The organism is Acinetobacter pittii ATCC 19004 = CIP 70.29, from assembly GCF_000369045.1.
Taxonomy (GTDB): domain Bacteria; phylum Pseudomonadota; class Gammaproteobacteria; order Pseudomonadales; family Moraxellaceae; genus Acinetobacter; species Acinetobacter pittii.
The window spans coordinates 671,681-690,284 of the sequence record NZ_KB849786.1; the positions used below are offsets into that span (position 1 = coordinate 671,681).

Annotated in this window: 18 protein-coding genes and 1 tRNA gene; 7 read left to right on the plus strand and 12 right to left on the minus strand. The window is 40.7% G+C overall.

Going from position 1 to position 18,604, the window contains the following annotated elements:
• Positions 1-23: 23 nt before the first annotated feature.
• The 6 genes from queF to exoX all read right to left on the minus strand — a co-directional run bounded on the left by queF (position 24) and on the right by exoX (position 4,294).
• Positions 24-836, minus strand: coding sequence for an NADPH-dependent 7-cyano-7-deazaguanine reductase QueF (gene queF, locus F928_RS07295; RefSeq protein WP_002118169.1), 813 nt, complete (start codon positions 834-836; stop codon positions 24-26).
• Positions 833-1,606 carry an ABC transporter permease gene (yadH, locus tag F928_RS07300; protein ID WP_002118099.1) on the minus strand — a complete coding sequence of 258 codons (774 nt, stop codon included), beginning with the start codon at positions 1,604-1,606 and terminating at the stop codon, positions 833-835. Before yadH ends, queF begins: the two co-directional genes overlap by 4 nt.
• Positions 1,603-2,538: an ABC transporter ATP-binding protein gene (gene yadG, locus F928_RS07305; RefSeq protein WP_002118101.1), complete on the minus strand. Its 936-nt coding sequence runs from the start codon at positions 2,536-2,538 to the stop codon at positions 1,603-1,605. Before yadG ends, yadH begins: the two co-directional genes overlap by 4 nt.
• A gap of 117 nt (positions 2,539-2,655) precedes the next feature.
• A tRNA-Arg gene (locus F928_RS07310) sits at positions 2,656-2,732 on the minus strand.
• Positions 2,733-2,833: 101 nt separating this feature from the next.
• A complete protein-coding gene (locus F928_RS07315) occupies positions 2,834-3,463 on the minus strand; it encodes a hypothetical protein (RefSeq protein WP_005803659.1) in 630 nt (209 codons plus the stop codon).
• Positions 3,464-3,607: 144 nt separating this feature from the next.
• Positions 3,608-4,294, minus strand: a complete 687-nt coding sequence (exoX, locus tag F928_RS07320; RefSeq protein ID WP_002118253.1) for a putative quorum-sensing-regulated virulence factor — start codon at positions 4,292-4,294, stop codon at positions 3,608-3,610.
• Positions 4,295-4,542: 248 nt separating this feature from the next.
• Between exoX and F928_RS07325 the strand changes: the two genes are divergently transcribed.
• On the plus strand, positions 4,543-5,772 hold the full coding sequence (locus tag F928_RS07325; protein ID WP_005073438.1) for an alpha/beta hydrolase: 1,230 nt from the start codon (positions 4,543-4,545) through the stop codon (positions 5,770-5,772).
• Between the two features lie 23 nt (positions 5,773-5,795).
• On the opposite strand, the gene F928_RS21850 is transcribed toward F928_RS07325, so the two are convergent.
• On the minus strand, positions 5,796-5,957 hold the full coding sequence (locus tag F928_RS21850) for a hypothetical protein (RefSeq protein WP_080632641.1): 162 nt from the start codon (positions 5,955-5,957) through the stop codon (positions 5,796-5,798).
• A gap of 60 nt (positions 5,958-6,017) precedes the next feature.
• Between F928_RS21850 and glyA the strand changes: the two genes are divergently transcribed.
• Positions 6,018-7,271: a serine hydroxymethyltransferase gene (glyA, locus tag F928_RS07330; protein WP_002118126.1), complete on the plus strand. Its 1,254-nt coding sequence runs from the start codon at positions 6,018-6,020 to the stop codon at positions 7,269-7,271.
• Between the two features lie 60 nt (positions 7,272-7,331).
• On the opposite strand, the gene oprM is transcribed toward glyA, so the two are convergent.
• The 3 genes from oprM to adeF are packed head-to-tail and all read right to left on the minus strand — an operon-like array spanning position 7,332 to position 13,226.
• Positions 7,332-8,807: an efflux transporter outer membrane subunit gene (gene oprM / locus F928_RS07335; RefSeq protein WP_005073440.1), complete on the minus strand. Its 1,476-nt coding sequence runs from the start codon at positions 8,805-8,807 to the stop codon at positions 7,332-7,334.
• A gap of 12 nt (positions 8,808-8,819) precedes the next feature.
• Positions 8,820-11,999: a multidrug efflux RND transporter permease subunit AdeG gene (gene adeG, locus F928_RS07340; protein WP_005073442.1), complete on the minus strand. Its 3,180-nt coding sequence runs from the start codon at positions 11,997-11,999 to the stop codon at positions 8,820-8,822.
• Between the two features lie 6 nt (positions 12,000-12,005).
• Complete coding sequence (gene adeF, locus F928_RS07345) at positions 12,006-13,226, minus strand: multidrug efflux RND transporter periplasmic adaptor subunit AdeF (protein ID WP_002118221.1); 1,221 nt, start codon at positions 13,224-13,226, stop codon at positions 12,006-12,008.
• A gap of 200 nt (positions 13,227-13,426) precedes the next feature.
• On the opposite strand from adeF, the gene adeL reads away from it, so the two are divergent.
• The 5 genes from adeL to hisP all read left to right on the plus strand — a co-directional run bounded on the left by adeL (position 13,427) and on the right by hisP (position 17,696).
• Complete coding sequence (gene adeL / locus F928_RS07350; protein ID WP_002118242.1) at positions 13,427-14,458, plus strand: multidrug efflux transcriptional repressor AdeL; 1,032 nt, start codon at positions 13,427-13,429, stop codon at positions 14,456-14,458.
• 175 nt (positions 14,459-14,633) lie between these two features.
• A complete protein-coding gene (gene argT, locus F928_RS07355) occupies positions 14,634-15,419 on the plus strand; it encodes an ABC transporter substrate-binding protein (RefSeq protein WP_005073443.1) in 786 nt (261 codons plus the stop codon).
• A 91-nt stretch (positions 15,420-15,510) separates the two neighbouring features.
• Positions 15,511-16,200, plus strand: coding sequence for an ABC transporter permease (gene hisQ / locus F928_RS07360; RefSeq protein WP_005073444.1), 690 nt, complete (start codon positions 15,511-15,513; stop codon positions 16,198-16,200).
• Positions 16,197-16,910 (plus strand): ABC transporter permease, encoded by a 714-nt coding sequence (gene hisM, locus F928_RS07365; RefSeq protein WP_005073446.1) that lies wholly within the window; start codon positions 16,197-16,199, stop codon positions 16,908-16,910. The genes hisQ and hisM overlap by 4 nt, the downstream gene beginning before the upstream one ends.
• 9 nt (positions 16,911-16,919) lie before the next feature.
• The gene (gene hisP, locus F928_RS07370) at positions 16,920-17,696 is read left to right on the plus strand and encodes an ABC transporter ATP-binding protein (RefSeq protein WP_005073448.1); all 777 of its coding nucleotides are present in this window, start codon (positions 16,920-16,922) and stop codon (positions 17,694-17,696) included.
• 75 nt (positions 17,697-17,771) lie between these two features.
• On the opposite strand, the gene abeS is transcribed toward hisP, so the two are convergent.
• Positions 17,772-18,101, minus strand: coding sequence for a multidrug efflux SMR transporter AbeS (gene abeS / locus F928_RS07375; RefSeq protein WP_002118134.1), 330 nt, complete (start codon positions 18,099-18,101; stop codon positions 17,772-17,774).
• Between the two features lie 239 nt (positions 18,102-18,340).
• Entirely contained in the window at positions 18,341-18,604 is a 264-nt protein-coding gene (locus tag F928_RS07380) for a YfhL family 4Fe-4S dicluster ferredoxin (RefSeq protein WP_002118193.1), read from the minus strand.

The following is an 18,604-nucleotide window of genomic DNA, read 5'->3' on the forward strand; positions in this document are numbered from 1 at the left end:
GGTGTATCCTCAAATTATTCGTTTTATTGTCGTGCCAATCGAATCGGTTTTGGCATCCATGAAAGATCCGATACTCGGCAAGGGTTAATATCAAGTCCGCCGCGACGAGTATAAGTTGCATAAACCATCAGCTTATCAGGCTGCAAATTTTGCCAAATATCCGCAAAAATCTGCTCGACACACTGTTCGTGAAAGCCGTTATGCTGACGGTACGAGATAATATAAGCTAAAACACTACGATAACAAGGTTTTTTGCCCTTAAAACGGATAAAAACTGTACCCCAATCTGGTTGTCCCGTGACTGGGCAGTTACTTCTTAAAAGATGAGAATATAGTTCAATTTCGACTTCTTCATCAGACGCATCTCGTTTTAAAAGAGTCGCATCTGGATGTTGCTCTAAACGCTCTGGATCTAAGTCATCAATACAAATGCCTTGAGGTTTAGAAATGTCTAAATCATCTACTTGAAATAAGGTTAACTCAACTTTTGCACCTGCCGCAGCAGATAGATCTTTTTCAACCGTTTCAATAAACGACTGTTTAGAGTCAAACTGAGTGAAGTTAAGGCTATTGAAGTAAAGTTTTAATGACTTTGATTCAATCAAATTTGGTGAAGAAGCTGGCAGTGTAATTCTGCCAATAGCAACTTGCGGGATAGCATGAGCGTTTAACCATGAAATTTCAAAAACATGCCACCAATCTTTACCTTGTGTAATACCTTCAATATGCGAGTAGGCTTCACGAGACTGAGCACGAGCAATTGGAAATAAAACATCAGGTTGATAGTTAGTTGGATATTGAGTTTCTTTACCCAATAAAGACTGTTCGACACTCATTCACGCATTCCTGAACCACGAGCAAGTAAATAGTAGGCAATTCCGTAAAGTACAGCACAGCATAATGTCACAATGATTAAAGAGAACGTAACGTTCACGTCACTATGACCTAAAATGCCGAAACGGAAAGCGTTAACCATATACACAATAGGATTAATTAAAGAAAGTTTTTGCCAAAAAGGGCCAAGTGCACTAATGGCATAGAACACACCACCTAAATAGGTTAAAGGTGTAAGGACAAAGGTTGGAATAATAGAAATATCATCAAATGATTTTGCATAGACTGCATTAATGAAGCCGCCTAAGGAAAATAAAACAGATGTAATTAAGACTGTATATATAGTTACGAACCAGTTATGTATAAAAAGGTCTGTAAAGAACATACTCATTGTCGTCACAATTGCTCCGACCAATACACCACGGCAAATACCACCAATGACATAGCCCCACAAAATAATATGTAGTGGCACTGGACTCATAATCAGTTCTTCAATGCTCTTTTGGAATTTCACACTAAAGAAACTTGAAGATACGTTAGCATAACTGTTGGTAATAACCGCCATCATGATGAGGCCGGGTACGATAAACTGCATGTAGCTCACGCCGCCCATTTGTCCAATGCGCGAACCAACCAAATTACCAAAAATGACAAAGTACAAACTCATCGTGATCGCAGGTGGTAACAAGGTTTGTGGCCAAATACGTAGAAATCGGCGTACTTCTTTACGAACTAGAGTCCAGAGGGCAATTTGCAGTTGGCTAAAATTCATTTTGCCTCTCCTTCAAGATTTTTCTCAACCATTTTGACGAATAGCTCTTCTAGACGGTTCGATTTGTTTCGCATACTACGAACACGAATACCTTGTGATTCTAAAAGTTGGAATAAGTCATTTAATGTATGTGCTTTATCCATCGTCACTTCTAAAGTGCTGCTATCAATTAAGTTGAACTTCACACCAATAATATTTAACTGGAGTGGGGCAATGGGTTCTGCCAAATCGAAAATAAAAGATTCTTCACTCAGCTGATTTAAGAAACTTTTCATGCTGGTGTCTTCTTTAATGACACCGCGGTCAATGATAGCAATTTGACGACACAACATTTCTGCTTCTTCGAGATAATGTGTAGTCAAAATAATAGAAGTACCGCTTTCGTTCATTTCGGTTAGAAAATCCCACATAGAGCGGCGTAATTCAATATCAACACCCGCAGTGGGCTCATCTAAAATAAGAAGTTTAGGTTCATGCATCATGGCACGGGCAATCATGAGACGGCGTTTCATACCACCCGATAGCATACGTGCTTGTATATTGCGTTTTTCCCAGAGGCCTAGCTTTTCTAAATAATGTTCGGCACGTTTTTCTGCAATCTTTTTATGAATGCCGTAATAACCAGCTTGGGTGACTAAAATATCGAACGCTTTTTCAAACTGTCCAAAGTTAAATTCTTGAGGGACAACGCCAAGTTGTTGTTTTGCCAAGGATGGATGAGTGTCGAGATTGTGTCCAAAAATCTCAACTGTTCCTTCGGTTTTTTTCGTGAGGGAACTGATAATACCAATGGTTGTTGATTTGCCGGCACCATTTGGGCCTAACAACGCATAAAATTCACCTTCAGGCACAGTGAGGTTAATACCTTTTAACGCCTGAAAACCATTACGATATGTTTTGGACAAATCTCTTAAAACCAAAGCATCAGTCATGAAATTCTCACATTATGAAAGAGGGGTATATTTTGAGCGATAATGATTAATAAACCAAGTAAAATAGTCGGAATTTTATAAAATTGAGATAAATTTATGAAGTTATTATATATAAACTGGTGCGCCCGGCGGGGATCGAACCCACGACCCCAGGCTTCGGAAACCTGTACTCTATCCAACTGAGCTACGAGCGCACATGTGTGGGCCACATCATAGGAAAAAAACACCAATAGGTAAAGCACGAAATAGGTAACAAGTGAGTTTAATGCTTAATTAAACAGCAGCTTGTTGTTTTTTAGATGCGTTGTTGAATAAATTGAATTGAATAATTAATAGAATGAAGCGTATGTGCTAGTTCATTAGAGGGAATACGCGACTCCTGTAAGCTGGTAATCCATTGCATTTGGCACACTTTAAGCTCTTGAAGCGTTTTTATTTGCTCTATTTTCTGAATAAGTGGTTTTGCCATAAGCCCACAATATTGACTCAAGGTTTGCTTCATCAACTGTTGTATTTCTTCAAAAGAGAGCTGTTGAACTCGAATTGGTGGCTGGGTAATTTCAGTAGGTGAAAGTTGAAAAGATGATGATTGAGTAACCTGAATTTCTCCAACTATATCGCCACTTTTATTATCATCAATAGTATTTTTTTGATGAGCTTCTATTGCAGTTACGGATGATTGTGGGAAAGATATTTGTTCATTTAATTCTGAATAATTTTCGCCAGAAGGAGCAATGAGTTTTAAGTCGATAAGCTGTTGAATAAGCTCTGGAGATGCAATACGTTTTTTAAATTCGCTATTTAAATTTTGAAAATCTTCGTGATCTATTAATAGCAGTAAACGTCTTTGTTTTGCATTTAAAGTAATGTTGCGTTGTTGAAGCGCGACTCTTCCTAAATTGGTTCGATAAAAACCAGCCATCATTTTTCCCCAAATAAAAAATAAATCAGACTGTTCAATTTTCTCAGTTGAACAGTACTGTTTTTAATAAAATATAAATGGGGTTAACCATAAAACTCAAGAATGACAATATGATGAAGAATTGATGAATATCATCTATTTAAGACTTTAAAATGCGCCTTCTAACGCTTTACGTAAATAGACGTCAAGTTCATCTTGGCGTAATAACCATTGAATATAGTCTTTAGGAAGTTCAGCAATTGCTGTGCCTTTATGCTTACCAAAATTAATAGTCGTAGGGATACGTGCTTCTTCAGAAACTCGGTAAAGCTCTTCAATGTCTTGAATATTTAAATGATAGACAATATGCATCAAAATATTAGCAGTCAAAATAATATCTGCATCGGCACGGTGTGCGCCTTTGAGCAATTCTCGAGCTTTACTGCTGCCTTGAGAAATCATATAGATGAGTGCAGAAATATTATGCGCTTCTGCATCAGGCCAAGTTTTGCGCGCTAAAGCTAGTGTACAAATCGGTTTGATATTCGACACATCCACACCACAACGAGCAATCGCGGCAATATCGTAATCAATATTGTGACCAATAATATAAGTGGTAGTCTCTGGCAATTTAAAAGTTTTATAGTGGGGCTGGTTTTCTAAATCTGACTCTAATATATGGTGTACTGCCATAGCCGCGTAAGAGATAGGTGTACCAACCTGATAAAGTTGATCAAATAATTTGCTTTTATCTAAGGTGAGCTTGCCTGCATTAATCTCAATCGGGGCATACGCAATTTCAATTGGCAAACCATTTAGTGTATGTGTTTCTGTATCTAAAATAATGGTTTGCATAACTGGCCCTTTAATCAATCACGAGTAATCAAGAATGTTAACAGTTGGCTACCCACTTTAAAACATGAAGTGAGGCCTGAGAGTAGCGAGAACGTTAATTTATTTTAAAAATAGAGTTTTCTGAGATTGATTTCATCCAATAGAACTTGCGGAAAATAAAGATTAGGCGTAAATATTTTAAGACATTAGGAAATGTTGATTAAAAAACTAAAGCAAAACAAAAATGGAATTTAAGGGAAGATATACCAATGAAAATGAACCTATTAATGACGAGCGTTCTTAGCACGAGTTTATTTTTAGTCGCTTGTGGAGGAGGGAGTAGTGATGATGGCCCAGCTCCTACTAATCCATCAGGGACACCAACCAATAATATTCAAAATCCAGTGGTTAAGGTCGAGGCTTACACAAGCACCAACTTAGGAACAGTTGCCGCAGAAAGTAGTATTTTGACTTATAAAATGTTGGGTCAAAGTGGTCAAGAAGTGCAGGCAACCAGTTTGGTATTTACACCAAATACTCCACCACCAGTAGGCGGTTGGCCAATTGTGGTTTGGGCCCATGGCACTACGGGTGTGGCAGATGCTTGCGCACCAAGTAAAGCAGCTTTAGCAGAAAGTACAAAAGATTTAATTAGTAAATTACTAGCCGCAGGTTATGTTGTGGTCGCACCTGACTATGAGGGTTTAGGTACACCAGGCATACATCCTTTTTTAAATGTTAAAAGTGAGGCTTTTTCAATTACAGATGCGGTGGTTGCAACACGCAATTATTTATTACAGCGTAACTTATTAACTTCAAAAAAATGGTTAACAGTAGGACATTCACAAGGGGGGCATGCTGCATTAGGTGCTGCACAATATGCGAGTCGTGCACAACTAGACTATAAAGGTACAGTAGCGGTAGCACCTGCTTCTAATCTAGGGGGTATTTTAGTAGATGGAGAGGCGCAAGTTGCGAATGCACCGATAGATATTAAAATTGCAACCTATGCACAGCTTGATACATATACAGCTTTGGTTACAGCTGGCATTCGCAACACACAACCTGCCTTTAATTATTCACAAGTATTTACTTCACAAATTTCAAGTATTGCCGCACAAGCAGAAAACCTTTGTTCAGGACCATTGTATGGAGCCTTTTATGAGGGTATGAGTAATTATGCTAAAGACCATAATGGCACACTAGATGGCTTTACACGTACACAACCTAATTTTATGGCAGTGCCGCTAGTTAAGACATTTTTGGAAAAAGATTCACAGCCGTTACAAGTAAAAGTCACTACTCCAATCATCATTTATCAAGGGATAGCTGATCCTACAGTACCTAAATTAGCAACTGATCTATTGATATTTAATGCCACTACCTTAGGCACTAAAATTAATAGTTATGTGACGGGTAACTGGGACCATGGCACGGTGATGAGTAATAATGTAGACAACATTGTTGGAAATGTTCAGACTTTACTCTCAGCTCAATAGAGTTATTGATATTTAAAAACTTTTTAATATTGTTGTAAGCTAAAATTAACGATGAAGACATTTAAAATATAAGCTTTAAACGAGCTTTTTATTTGATTTATAAACAATGGCTCATTTTTTATAAAACTTGAGCCATTTTTATTTAAAACTGAGCTAACTTCATTCTGTTTAATTATAAAGTTCATGCTACAATATGCCGCAATCTTAGCACGGCTTAAAAGCCCTAATTTATAGGACCCCCGCTAATGTTTGCCAATATTTCCATTTCTGAATTTGATCCAGAATTAGCTCAAGCAATTGCTTCTGAAGGTGAGCGTCAAGAAGCACATATCGAGTTAATTGCATCTGAAAACTATTGCTCTCCTGCTGTGATGGAAGCGCAAGGATCAAAACTTACGAACAAATATGCAGAAGGTTATCCAGGCAAACGCTATTATGGCGGTTGCGAGTATGTGGATATCATTGAGCAAATGGCGATTGATCGTGCTAAAGAACTTTTTGGTGCAGATTACGCAAACGTTCAACCACACGCTGGTTCACAAGCTAACTCTGCTGTTTATTTAGCGCTTCTTAACCCGGGCGATACAGTTTTAGGTATGAGCTTAGCTCACGGTGGTCACTTGACTCACGGTGCAAAAGTAAGCTTCTCTGGTAAAACTTATAATGCAGTTCAATACGGGCTAAACGCTGAAACTGGCGAGATCGATTACGAAGAAGTTGAACGTTTAGCGTTAGAGCACAAGCCACGTATGATCGTTGCTGGTTTCTCTGCTTATAGCCGTGTTGTAGATTGGCAACGTTTCCGTGACATCGCGGACAAAGTTGGCGCTTACCTTTTCGTCGATATGGCTCACGTTGCAGGTCTTGTTGCTGCTGGTGTATATCCAAACCCAGTTCAAATTGCTGACGTAACAACAACGACGACTCACAAAACACTTCGTGGTCCACGTTCTGGTTTAATCCTTGCGAAAGCGAATGAAGAAATTGAGAAAAAACTTCAATCTGCTGTATTCCCTGGTAACCAAGGTGGTCCATTAATGCATGCGATTGCTGCTAAAGCAATCTGCTTCAAAGAAGCAATGTCTGATGACTTCAAAGCTTACCAACAACAAGTTGTGAAAAATGCTCAAGCTATGGCTGAAGTATTCATCGCTCGTGGTTATGATGTTGTTTCTGGCGGTACAGACAACCACTTGTTCTTGTTATCTTTAATCAAGCAAGATGTAACTGGTAAAGATGCAGATGCTTGGTTAGGTGCTGCTCACATTACTGTGAACAAAAACTCAGTTCCAAATGACCCACGTTCTCCATTCGTGACTTCTGGTATCCGTATCGGTACTCCAGCAGTAACAACTCGTGGTTTCGGTGAAGCTGAAGTTCGTGAACTTGCTGGTTGGATCGCTGACGTGATTGACAGCAAAGGTGACGAAAAAGTTATTGCTGACGTAAAAGCGAAAGTTGAAACTGTTTGTGCAAAATTCCCTGTATACGCACAATAAGTTGTAAATATAAAAAAAGCGCCGTATGGCGCTTTTTTTATCAAGTTAATTAGATAAGAATTAACTTTTAGATTTTACCGATGACTCGGCATTATGCCAGCCACCACCTAATGCACGGATTAAATTTACACTAGCCATCATTCTAGTGCCGTTAAGCTGTGCAGAAAGTTGTTCTTGTTGCAAAATAGTCCGATCCGAATCAATCACATCAAGATAGCTAATAGCACCTTCTCGATAACGTAAATGAGACAGTTGATTTGCATGACGAGAAGAGGAGAGTGCTTGATTTTGAGCTTGAATTTGCTGATCAAGTATTCTTTGATCTGATAAACCATTTTCAACTTCGCGAAATGCATTCAACACAGTTTGGCGATAGTTTGCCACGCTTTCTTCATAGGCAGCTCGTGCTTGAGCAACTCCAGCCTTACGTTGTCCACCGTCAAATAATGGCAAAGATAAAATAGTACCTGCGACTGGACCAAGTAAGAATGTACGGCTCGACCATTTACCCAACTCACCTAAACTTGATGATTCATAACCGAGTGCACCTGTTAGGTCCAGTTTTGGGAAGAAAGCAGCACGTGCAATTCCAATACGCGCATTATCTGCTGCCATAGCACGCTCGGCAGCCGCAATGTCAGGTCGTCTTTCAAGTAAAGCCGAAGGTAAACCTGCTGGCAGACGAATGCTGTTTGCAGTTAAAGGTTGAACTGCCAAGCTAAACTCAGCAGGTGTTTTGCCTAATAATACTGCAAGAGCATGCTCTGCATTGGCTCTGTTACGAGCAATATTTAATGCATTGGTTTGTGCTGTAGCAAGTTCGGTCTGTGCGCGAGAAACATCTAATTCACTGACTAAACCATTTCTAAAACGTGTTTGAGCTAAGTCGCGTGTCTCGCCAAGCAGTTTAATAGTGCGATTATAAATTGCTTGTTCAGCATCAAGCTGACGAATGAGAAAGTAGCCTTGGGCAACATCTGCTTGTAAAGCTAAAAGCGCCGATTGATATAGAGCTTCTTGTTGCTGTACATCAGCTGTTGCTGCATTGACACTACTGGCAATACGGCCAAATAAATCGAGCTCATATGAAACATTGGCTTGAGCACGCCATAAGGTCTGTGCAGACGTATGGGCATTGTCATCTAAACCCAATGAAGCAGGAGAGGGTTTTTGACGAGTTGGGCCAAAGCCAGCACCAATATTTGGCAAACGTTCAGCTTGTGCTGCGGAACGTAACGCACGTGAAGCCTGAATATTAGCCGCTGCCGCTTTAATGCTCTGGTTTCCAGAAATGGCTTGTTGTTCGAGCTCATTTAATTGAGCATCATTAAAAACACGCCACCACTCACCTCGAATCTGCTGATCGGCAGGTTGGGCAATTTTCCAATTATTATCTTCAAATTTAGGGTCAGACTCTTTAAATTTGACGGGAACTATGACCTTTGCAGGTTGATATTCCGGTGCCAAAGAGCAGCCTGCAAGCAGCAGGCTTCCCATGAGTGAGGACAATAATAAGCTTTGTTTTGCTGTAGCCATTAAATGTCCTCCTTAATGATCATGTGGGGTAGATAAAGGTGCTTCATGAACTGCTGCCGAATGCAATTTATGTTTGCTGTTCAATGTGCGAATCAGGACATAAAAGGCAGGGGTCAGGAACAAACCAAATAGCGTTACACCGATCATGCCGAAGAACACTGCAATACCCATCGCATGACGCATTTCAGAACCTGCACCAGTTGAAGTAACCAGTGGTACGACACCCATAATGAATGCAATAGAAGTCATTAAAATTGGGCGTAAACGTAGACGACTTGCTTCAACTGCCGCTTTGAATGCAGTCGCACCTTGCATTTCGAGTTCCCGTGCAAATTCGACAATTAATATGGCATTTTTACAAGCCAGCCCGACAAGCACCATCAGACCAATTTGGGTAAAGATGTTGTTATCTCCGCCTGTTAGCCAAACACCTGTTAGAGCCGCCAAGATTCCCATCGGTACAATTAAAATGACTGCTAAAGGCAAAGTTAGACTTTCATATTGAGCAGCTAAAACCAAGAACACAAGTAATACGCTAATTGGGAATACCCAGAGTCCTGCATTACCAGCCAAGATTTTTTGGTAAGTTAAATCTGTCCATTCAAACTTGATACCACGTGGTAGAGTTTGAGCAGCAATACGTTCAACCGCAGCTTCTGCTTGGCTCGATGAATAACCCGGTGCAGGGCCACCGTTAATATCGGCTGATGTGTAACCGTTATAACGCACCACCATTTCTGGGCCATAAGTTTGAGTTACATTCACCAAAGAAGATAACGGCACCATTTGTCCGGCACTGTTACGGGTTTTAAGCTGCAAAATATCTTCAGGATTTGCACGGAAAGGCGCATCGGCTTGTGCACGAACCTGATAAACACGTCCAAAGCGGTTAAAGTCGTTAACGTACTGAGAACCTAAATAAATTTGCATGGTGTTGAAAACATCTGTTACAGCAACACCTTGTTGCTTGGCTTTCACACGATCCAGATCTACATTGAGTTGAGGTACGTTAATTTGATAACTTGAGAACATTGGACCCAGTTCAGGGGCTATTTGTGCTGCTTTCATAAAGTTTTGTGCAGCATCATTCAAGGCTGAATAGCCTAAGGCCCCTCGGTCTTCAAGTTGGAGTTTAAAGCCGCCCATGGTGCCTAAGCCCATCACGGGTGGTGGTGGGAAAACCGCAATATAGGCATCCTGAATAGCTGAATATTTCTGGTTGAGAGCACCAGCAATTGCATTGGCAGATAAGTCTTTAGCCTTACGTTCATCGAATGGCTTTAAGGTTACAAAGACAATACCGGCACTCGAACTGTTGGTAAAACCGTTAATTGAGAGGCCAGGGAAGGCAACAGCACTTTCCACACCAGGTTGTTTAAGTGCCGTATCACTCATTTTACGGATGACCGCTTCAGTACGATCTAATGATGCGCCATTTGGTAATTGAGCAAAGCTAATCAAATATTGTTTGTCCTGCGCAGGAACGAAACCGCCCGGAACAATATAAGAGATACCAACGGTTAAACCTAAAAGCGCAGCATAGACACCCATTGCCGAAGCTTTATGAGAGATAACACGACTTACGCCTTTACCATAGTTGTCTGACGCACGTGTAAATACACGGTTAAACAGCGCAAAGAAACGTCCGAATACACGGTTCATAAGGCGTGTTAATGCATCAGGTTTAGCGTCATGTCCTTTCAGTAGCATGGCTGCTAAAGCAGGCGAGAGCGTCAGTGAGTTAAATGCCGAAATAACCGTTGAAATGGCAATCGTCATGGCAAATTGTTTATAAAACTGCCCTGTTAAGCCTGTCATAAATGCAAGTGGTACGAACACGGCAACGAGCGTTAAAGCAATCGCAATAATTGGTCCACTCACTTCTCGCATGGCGCGATAAGTTGCATCTCTTGGGCTTAAACCAGCTTCAATATTCCTCTCGACATTTTCGACGACGACAATGGCGTCATCGACCACAATCCCGATGGCAAGTACCATCCCGAACAGTGATAGCGCATTGATTGAGTAACCAAAAGCGAGCATGAGCGCAAATGTACCAATAATTGAAACTGGTACAGCAAGCAATGGAATGATTGAGGCACGCCATGTTTGTAAGAATAAAATAACAACCACAACAACCAGTGCAATTGCTTCAAGTAAGGTGTGAACTACCGCTTTAATACTGGCACGTACGAATTGAGTCGGGTCATAAACAATGTCGTATTTAATTGAAGATGGGAAATCTTTTGAAAGCTCCTTCATCGTGCTGCGCACTTGATCGGAAACTTGTAAAGCATTAGCACCTGGTGCTTGGAAAATTGGAATTGCGACTGCTTGTTTATTATCGAGTAATGAACGCAAGCCATATTGTGAAGCTGCAAGTTCAACACGTGCAACATCACCCAATCGGGTAACCGCACCATCTGGTGCAGTTTTTAAAATGATATCTGCGAATTCTTGCTCAGTCGTTAAACGGCCTTGAGCATTGACTGAAAGCTGTAAAGGGGAATTACTTGGTGATGCACCGATTGTACCCGCTGCAACCTGAATATTTTGTTCACGAATTGCATTCACAATTTCAGTCGCGGTGAGGTTACGCTGTGCTACTTTTTGCGGGTCGAGCCATACGCGCATCGCGTAGTCACCAGAACCAAATAATCCGACTTCACCAACTCCTTGTAAACGTGCCAAACGGTCTTTCACGTTGAGTACCGCATAGTTACGTAAGTAGGTCATGTCATAGCGACTATCTGGTGAGGTCAGATGCACTACCATGGTTAAAGTCGGTGAGCTTTTTAAGGTAGTAACACCTAAACGCTGTACGTCTTCAGGTAAACGAGGCATAGCCTGAGACACACGGTTTTGAACCAGTTGTTGCGCTTTGTCTGGATCAATACCGAGCTTAAAGTTCACTGTAATGGTTAAATTACCGTCGCTGTTTGCTTGAGATTGCATATACAGCATGTCTTCTACACCGTTGATTGATTCTTCAAGCGGAGAGGCAACAGTTTCAGCAATTACTTTCGGGTTTGCACCCGGATATTGAGCACGTACCACCACAGATGGCGGAACAACTTCTGGATATTCAGAAATCGGTAACTGGAATACCGAAAGCAGACCGGCGAGTAAAATCAGTACTGATAACACACCAGCAAAGATCGGCCGATCAATAAAAAATTTAGAAATATTCATATGTGATTAACCTTTTGCCGGAGTTGATGTTTTATCTGTTGGCTGAGGTTGAGGAGTAGTAGCGTTAGCAGTGATTTGTGCATTTGGCATCGGAACGAGGTGCGGGGTCACAGGGTCACCCGGACGAATTCGCTGTAAACCGTTCACCACAATACGATCACCCGCTTGTAATCCGCTATTCACGATTTGCAAGCCATCTTGTTGTGCACCGAGTTTTACTTCACGGTAGGCCGTCTGATTTTTAGCATCAACTACTACGACAAAGCGTTTATCTTGATCGACCCCAACTGCGGTTGGGCTAATCAGAATTGCTGAACGAGGCTGACCTCCGCCTAAACGGATTCGTGCATATAAGCCTGGTAATAAAACACCGTTTGGATTATCAAAAGTCGCGCGAACACGAATCGTACCTGAGGTTGCATCTAGGTTATTATCAATTGAGTTGATGGTACCTTCACGAGAGAAACCAGTTTCGTTGGCAAGTCCCATATAAACAGGAACTTGTGCAGAATTACGCTGGTTACTGATGTATTTCAGGTAGGTTTGTTCATCAACATCGAAAGATGCATAAAGGCGAGATACAGATACTAAACTTGTTAAAACCTGTGCGCCGTTACCTGCAGAAACTACATTGCCGACGGTCACCTCGGCACGGGAAATTCGACCGCTGACAGGCGCAGTAATGCGGGTGTACTCTAGATTTAAGCGGGCAGATTGAACTGCTGCTCTAGCGGCTTGTAGGTTGGCACTGGCTGAGCGTGCATCATTTTGAGCTAAATCTAGCTCTTGACGTGAGACAGCATTACTTTGAATTAAACGTTGAATACGAGAAAGATTAGAACCCGTATAAGTGACTTGAGCTTCAGCTGAAGCGAGTTGAGCTTGGGCACGATTCAGTTCTGCCTCGAAAGGCCGTGGATCAATGGTAAAAAGTAAGTCGCCTTTTTTTACGAGACTGCCATCTTTGAAGTGAACGGCAATGAGTTTGCCGGAAACTTGGGGTCGAATATCGACTTGATCAATGGCTTCTAAACGACCGGAGTATTCTTGCCAGTCAGTAATGGTTTTGCTGATGACATTAGAAATATCAACAGTTGCAGCTTGTTGGGCAGAGGTCGGTGCAGCTTTTGCATCGGCATTTTCATGTAAAAACATAAAACTGCCTCCTGTTGCTAAGAGGGCAACAAAGATGGCAGACAGTGCGAACTGTTTGCGGGAAAATGACATGAGGTGCTCCTAGTTATTTGGATACCTGTTTTCAGACTTTTAGTTTTGGTCCGTATGGGAGAAACAGGGTTTATGGGATGGACGGAGCATAAAAGTTTGTCAATCACGAATAAATATATTAAATTCGATAACACTATTCGTATTTTTATAACAATTGATGTGTTTTATTAAAAAATGCATTGATTGATAGGAGTGTGCGTGTGGATCTATTTCATGCGATGAAAGTATTTAACAAAGTTGTCGAAACAAATAGTTTCAGTTTAGCTGCTGACAGTTTAGGTCTACCGCGTGCTTCTGTGACGACAACCATTCAGGCTTTAGAGAGACATTTACAAGTTCGTCTGTTGAATCGTACGACACGAAAAATCAGTCTCACACCGGATGGTGCCGTATATTATGATCGGACAGCCCGCATTTTAGCGGATGTCTCTGATATTGAATCTTCCTTTCATGATGCAGAGCGGGGACCAAGAGGTCAGCTTCGTATTGATGTGCCTGTATCGATTGGGCGTTTAATCTTAATTCCAAGGCTGCGCGATTTCCATGCACGCTATCCAGATATTGATTTAGTAATTGGCCTGAATGACCGACCTGTAGATTTGGTGGGAGAGGCCGTCGATTGTGCAATTCGGGTCGGTGAACTAAAAGATTCAAGCTTAATTGCGCGTCGTATTGGAACTTTCCAGTGTGCAACAGCTGCTTCACCGATTTATTTAGAAAAATATGGCGAGCCCACTTCAATTGAAGATTTACAGAAAAATCATAAAGCGATTCACTTCTTTTCAAGCCGTACCGGACGCAACTTTGATTGGGACTTTGTGGTTGATGATTTAATTAAAAGTGTGTCAGTACGTGGACGTGTTTCTGTAAATGACGGTGATGCTTATATCGACTTAGCTTTGCAGGGTTTCGGTATAATTCAGGGCCCACGTTATATGCTCACCAACCATTTGGAATCGGGTTTGTTAAAAGAGGTATTGCCTCAGTGGACGCCGGCGCCAATGCCGATTTCAGCAGTTTATCTTCAAAATCGTCATTTATCGCTTAAAGTAAAAGTGTTTGTAGATTGGGTCGCCGAATTGTTTGCAGGTTGTCCATTGCTGAGTGGTTGCTCAATGTCCTTAGATCAAAAATGTGAATTTGCCTGTGATAAAGAAACTGGTCATGAATATACAATTCGGACTTTGGTCGAGCAGCATAATATTGCTGAAGCTTACACGCTCAAAAACTAACTTAAAATTTGAGTGATTTTTCAACATTTAAACAGTTAATACAATCCATTGTTCAGACACCTTCATAAATCCTTAATTTACTGGTATAGAAATTGCAATTCTTTCGGCAGAAGAGTAATTTAGAAATTGCTCAAGTTTTTATCACCTTATTAGGATTTTAAGGAGAAGCTTCAAGATGGCAAGCTTTATGAAAAAAATGTTCGTTTCAACAACCTTGGTTTTGGCTGCTGTTGCAACGAATGTTCAAGCAAAGGATTGGAAGGTGATTCGTTTTGGTACTGAGTCGTCTTATGCGCCGTTTGAATATAAAACACCAGATGGCAAGTTAACTGGTTTTGATGTGGATTTAGGTAATGCAATTTGTGCAAAACTCAAAGCCAAATGTGTTTGGGTTGAAAACTCTTTTGATGGGATGATTCCAGCCCTTAAAGCGAAAAAATTTGATGGCATTCTTTCATCAATGACCGTTACTGATGAGCGTGCAAAACAAATTGCATTTAGTAGCAAAATCTACAATACACCAACCCGTATGGTTGCAAAAAAAGGCTCACCGTTATTGCCTACCGCTGCCTCTTTGAAAGGTAAACGTGTCGGTGTACAACAGGGCACAATTCAAGAAACTTATGCTAAAACCTATTGGGCACCAAAAGGTGTAACGGTTGTACCTTATCCAGTCCAAGATTTGATTTATCAAGACATGATGTCAGGTCGTCTGGATGCAACTTTACAAGATGCAATTATGGTTGATGGCGCTTTCTTAAAACAAGCAAAAGGTAAAAACTTCAGTTTTGCTGGTGGTAATGTGGTTGATGCAAAAACACTAGGTGTAGGTGCAGCGATCGGTTTACGCAAAGAAGATGAGGATTTAAAAGCCAATATTAATAAAGCACTCGCTGCAATCATTGCAGATGGTACATACAAAAAACTCGAGAAAAAATATTTCTCCTTTAGCATTTACTAATGATGTGAAAAATGTCGGCTTTGCGCCGACATTTTTAAATCTATTCTCATCTCATCAATATTAGATATTGTTTTTAAGGAGAAGATGAGTCATGTTTTTTTCTGGCTTTGGGCCACTCCTGCTCAGCGGGACATGGATGACCATACAGCTTGCGTTGTTGTCACTTTTACTTTCTGTGATTATTGGCTTAATTGGTGCGAGCTCAAAACTCTCTAGTATTAAAATTTTACGTTATATAGCAACCGCTTACACTACGCTCATTCGAAGTGTGCCTGACTTGGTGATTATGCTGCTGTTATTTTATAGCTTGCAGTTGGGGCTCAACCAAATTACTGAAGCACTGCAAATGGACCAAATTGATATCAACCCATTTGTGGCGGGTGTGATTACTTTAGCGTTCATTTATGGTGCATATTTTACCGAGACCTTTCGTGGTGCATTTCAATCGGTTCCTAAAGGCCAAATTGAAGCAGCAATGGCCTATGGAATGACTCCGTGGCAGGTTTTTCACCGTGTATTATTCCCTCAAATGATGCGTTTCGCTTTGCCTGGTATTGGTAATAACTGGCAAGTTTTGATTAAGGCGACCGCACTAGTTTCTATTATTGGCCTGACTGACATTGTAAAAATTACGCAAGATGCGGGTAGAAGTACCATGCAACTGTTCTTTTTCAGCATCGTAGCTGCTGCCATTTATTTAGCAATTACCACCGTGTCGAATCTGATTTTAATGTGGCTTGAACGTCGTTATTCTGCTGGTGTAAGGAAGGGACAATTATGATTGAAATCCTTCAACAATATTGGCAGGCATACCTTTGGACTGATGGTTTGCAAATGACTGGCGTAGCGATGACGACTTGGTTATTGGTGCTTTCTATTGGCATTGGTTTTGTGCTTGCTGTGCCTTTATCACTTGCACGAGTATCAGAAAATATCTGGTTGCGTGGCCCAGTTTGGTTATATACCTATGTTTTTCGTGGCACACCACTTTATATCCAACTGCTGATTATTTATTCAGGTATTTATAGCTTTGATTATGTCCATGAGCACCAGACACTTGATGCTTTTTTTCGAGAGGGCATAAATTGCACCATTTTGGCATTCGCGCTCAATACTGGTGCATATACCACTGAAATCTTCGCTGGGGCGATTCGTTCTATTCCCCATGGAGAGATTGAGGCTGCACAAGCTTTCGGTATGTCAAAATGGAAACGGTACACTCGCATTATCATTCCATCGATGTTACGCCGTGCTTTACCTTTTTACGGCAATGAAGTCATTTTAATGTTGCACGCGACAACCATTGCATTTACAGCAACTGTTCCTGACATTTTAAAAATTGCGCGTGATGTGAATGCGGCAACCTATGACACCTTCAATGCTTTTGGAATTGCCGCGGTGTTGTATGCAATGCTGGCATTTATTTTGATTTGGATATTTCGTAAGTTGGAAAAACGTTGGTTGGCATTTTTAAAGCCATCGAATCATTAGGAGACATAAATGGAACACGTTGCAAAACTAGTGATTCGCGATTTACATAAGAAATTCGGCGATCATGAAGTGCTTAAAGGAATATCACTTGATGCAAATGCCGGTGATGTAATTAGTATCATTGGTTCATCGGGTTCAGGTAAAAGTACCTTGCTGCGTTGTATTAACTTTTTGGAACAACCGAGCAATGGCACCATTAAGCTTAATGGTGAAAAACTGCGTACAGTCTTTGATAAAAAAGGCAATTTAAAAGTAGTTGAACCAAAGCAACTACAAAAAATGCGTACCCAGCTCATGATGGTATTTCAGCATTTTAATTTGTGGTCTCACATGACAGTGCTGGAAAATGTCATTGAAGGGCCCATTCACGTACTTGGGGTGAAACGTGCTGAAGCTGAAGAGCGTGCAAGGAAATATCTACGCAAAGTTGGATTACCTGAAAGTGTTGAAAGTAAATATCCGGCATTTTTATCTGGTGGTCAGCAGCAACGTGTAGCGATTGCTCGTGCTTTGGCTATGGAACCAGAAGTTATGTTGTTCGATGAACCAACCAGCGCGCTTGATCCAGAGTTGGTGGGTGAGGTACTAAAGGTAATGCAGGGCTTGGCTGAAGAAGGACGTACCATGATTGTGGTGACACATGAAATGGGCTTTGCACGTCATGTATCTAATCAAGTGATTTTCTTGCATCAAGGGAAAATTGAGGAACAGGGCCATCCTAATGAAGTACTCAATAACCCGAAAAGTGAGCGTTTAAAGCAATTTTTGACGGGCAGTTTGAAATAAGCTATTCATACCGAGTAAGGTGAAATTTTTTAAACAAGAATTTGCATCTTACTCGGTTGCTTTTTAATTATATTTTTATAAATGGGTATTTTTAGAAAACACATTAATAATGATAATACCTGCAATCATTAAAGTAAGACCAATACAGGCCGCCAAGTCTAAATGCTGTTTGTAAAATATCCAGCCAATTGCAGAAATTAAAATAATACCCGCACCCGACCAAATGGCATATGCAATCCCGATCGGAATTGTTTTTAGCGTCAGGGATAATAAATAAAAAGCAATTGCATAGCCCACAACAGTAACGATGGACGGAATGGGAACAGTAAAACCTTGAGATGCTTTTAAGGCTGAAGTTGCAACGACTTCACAAGCAATCGCAATTGCTAAATAAAGATAAGACATGGGGAGCTACGCCAGAAAGAGTTTTAATCAATCTATATGAAATGTTGAAATGGTTAGACCAGTTTTAACGATTGTGCAATTTTTGGGGTACAAAAATACCAGTAAAACAAACTGAACTGATCATTTGATTTTATCATTAGCAAAGTGGCTTAAGCTATTTATTCATTTATTTATTTAATCATTGATCTGTATAGTCATTTAAGAGGATCAGCAATCTTAGCCTGATCCTCGATAGACTTTTAAGAGATAGATTCGCCGAGTATATTTAAATCCTTAAATTTCTCTAGCAGTTGCTCTTTATTTTCAATATGTGCAGGGTCTGGTTTTATGCAATCGATTGGACAAACCGCCTTACATGTGGGGGCATCATAAAAGCCTACACATTCTGTACAACGAAGTGGATCAATTTCATAAACTTTGTTGCCTTCAAAAATAGCTGTATTGGGGCATTCTGGTAAGCACATATCACAATTGATACAGTCATTCGTAATCAAAAGTGCCAT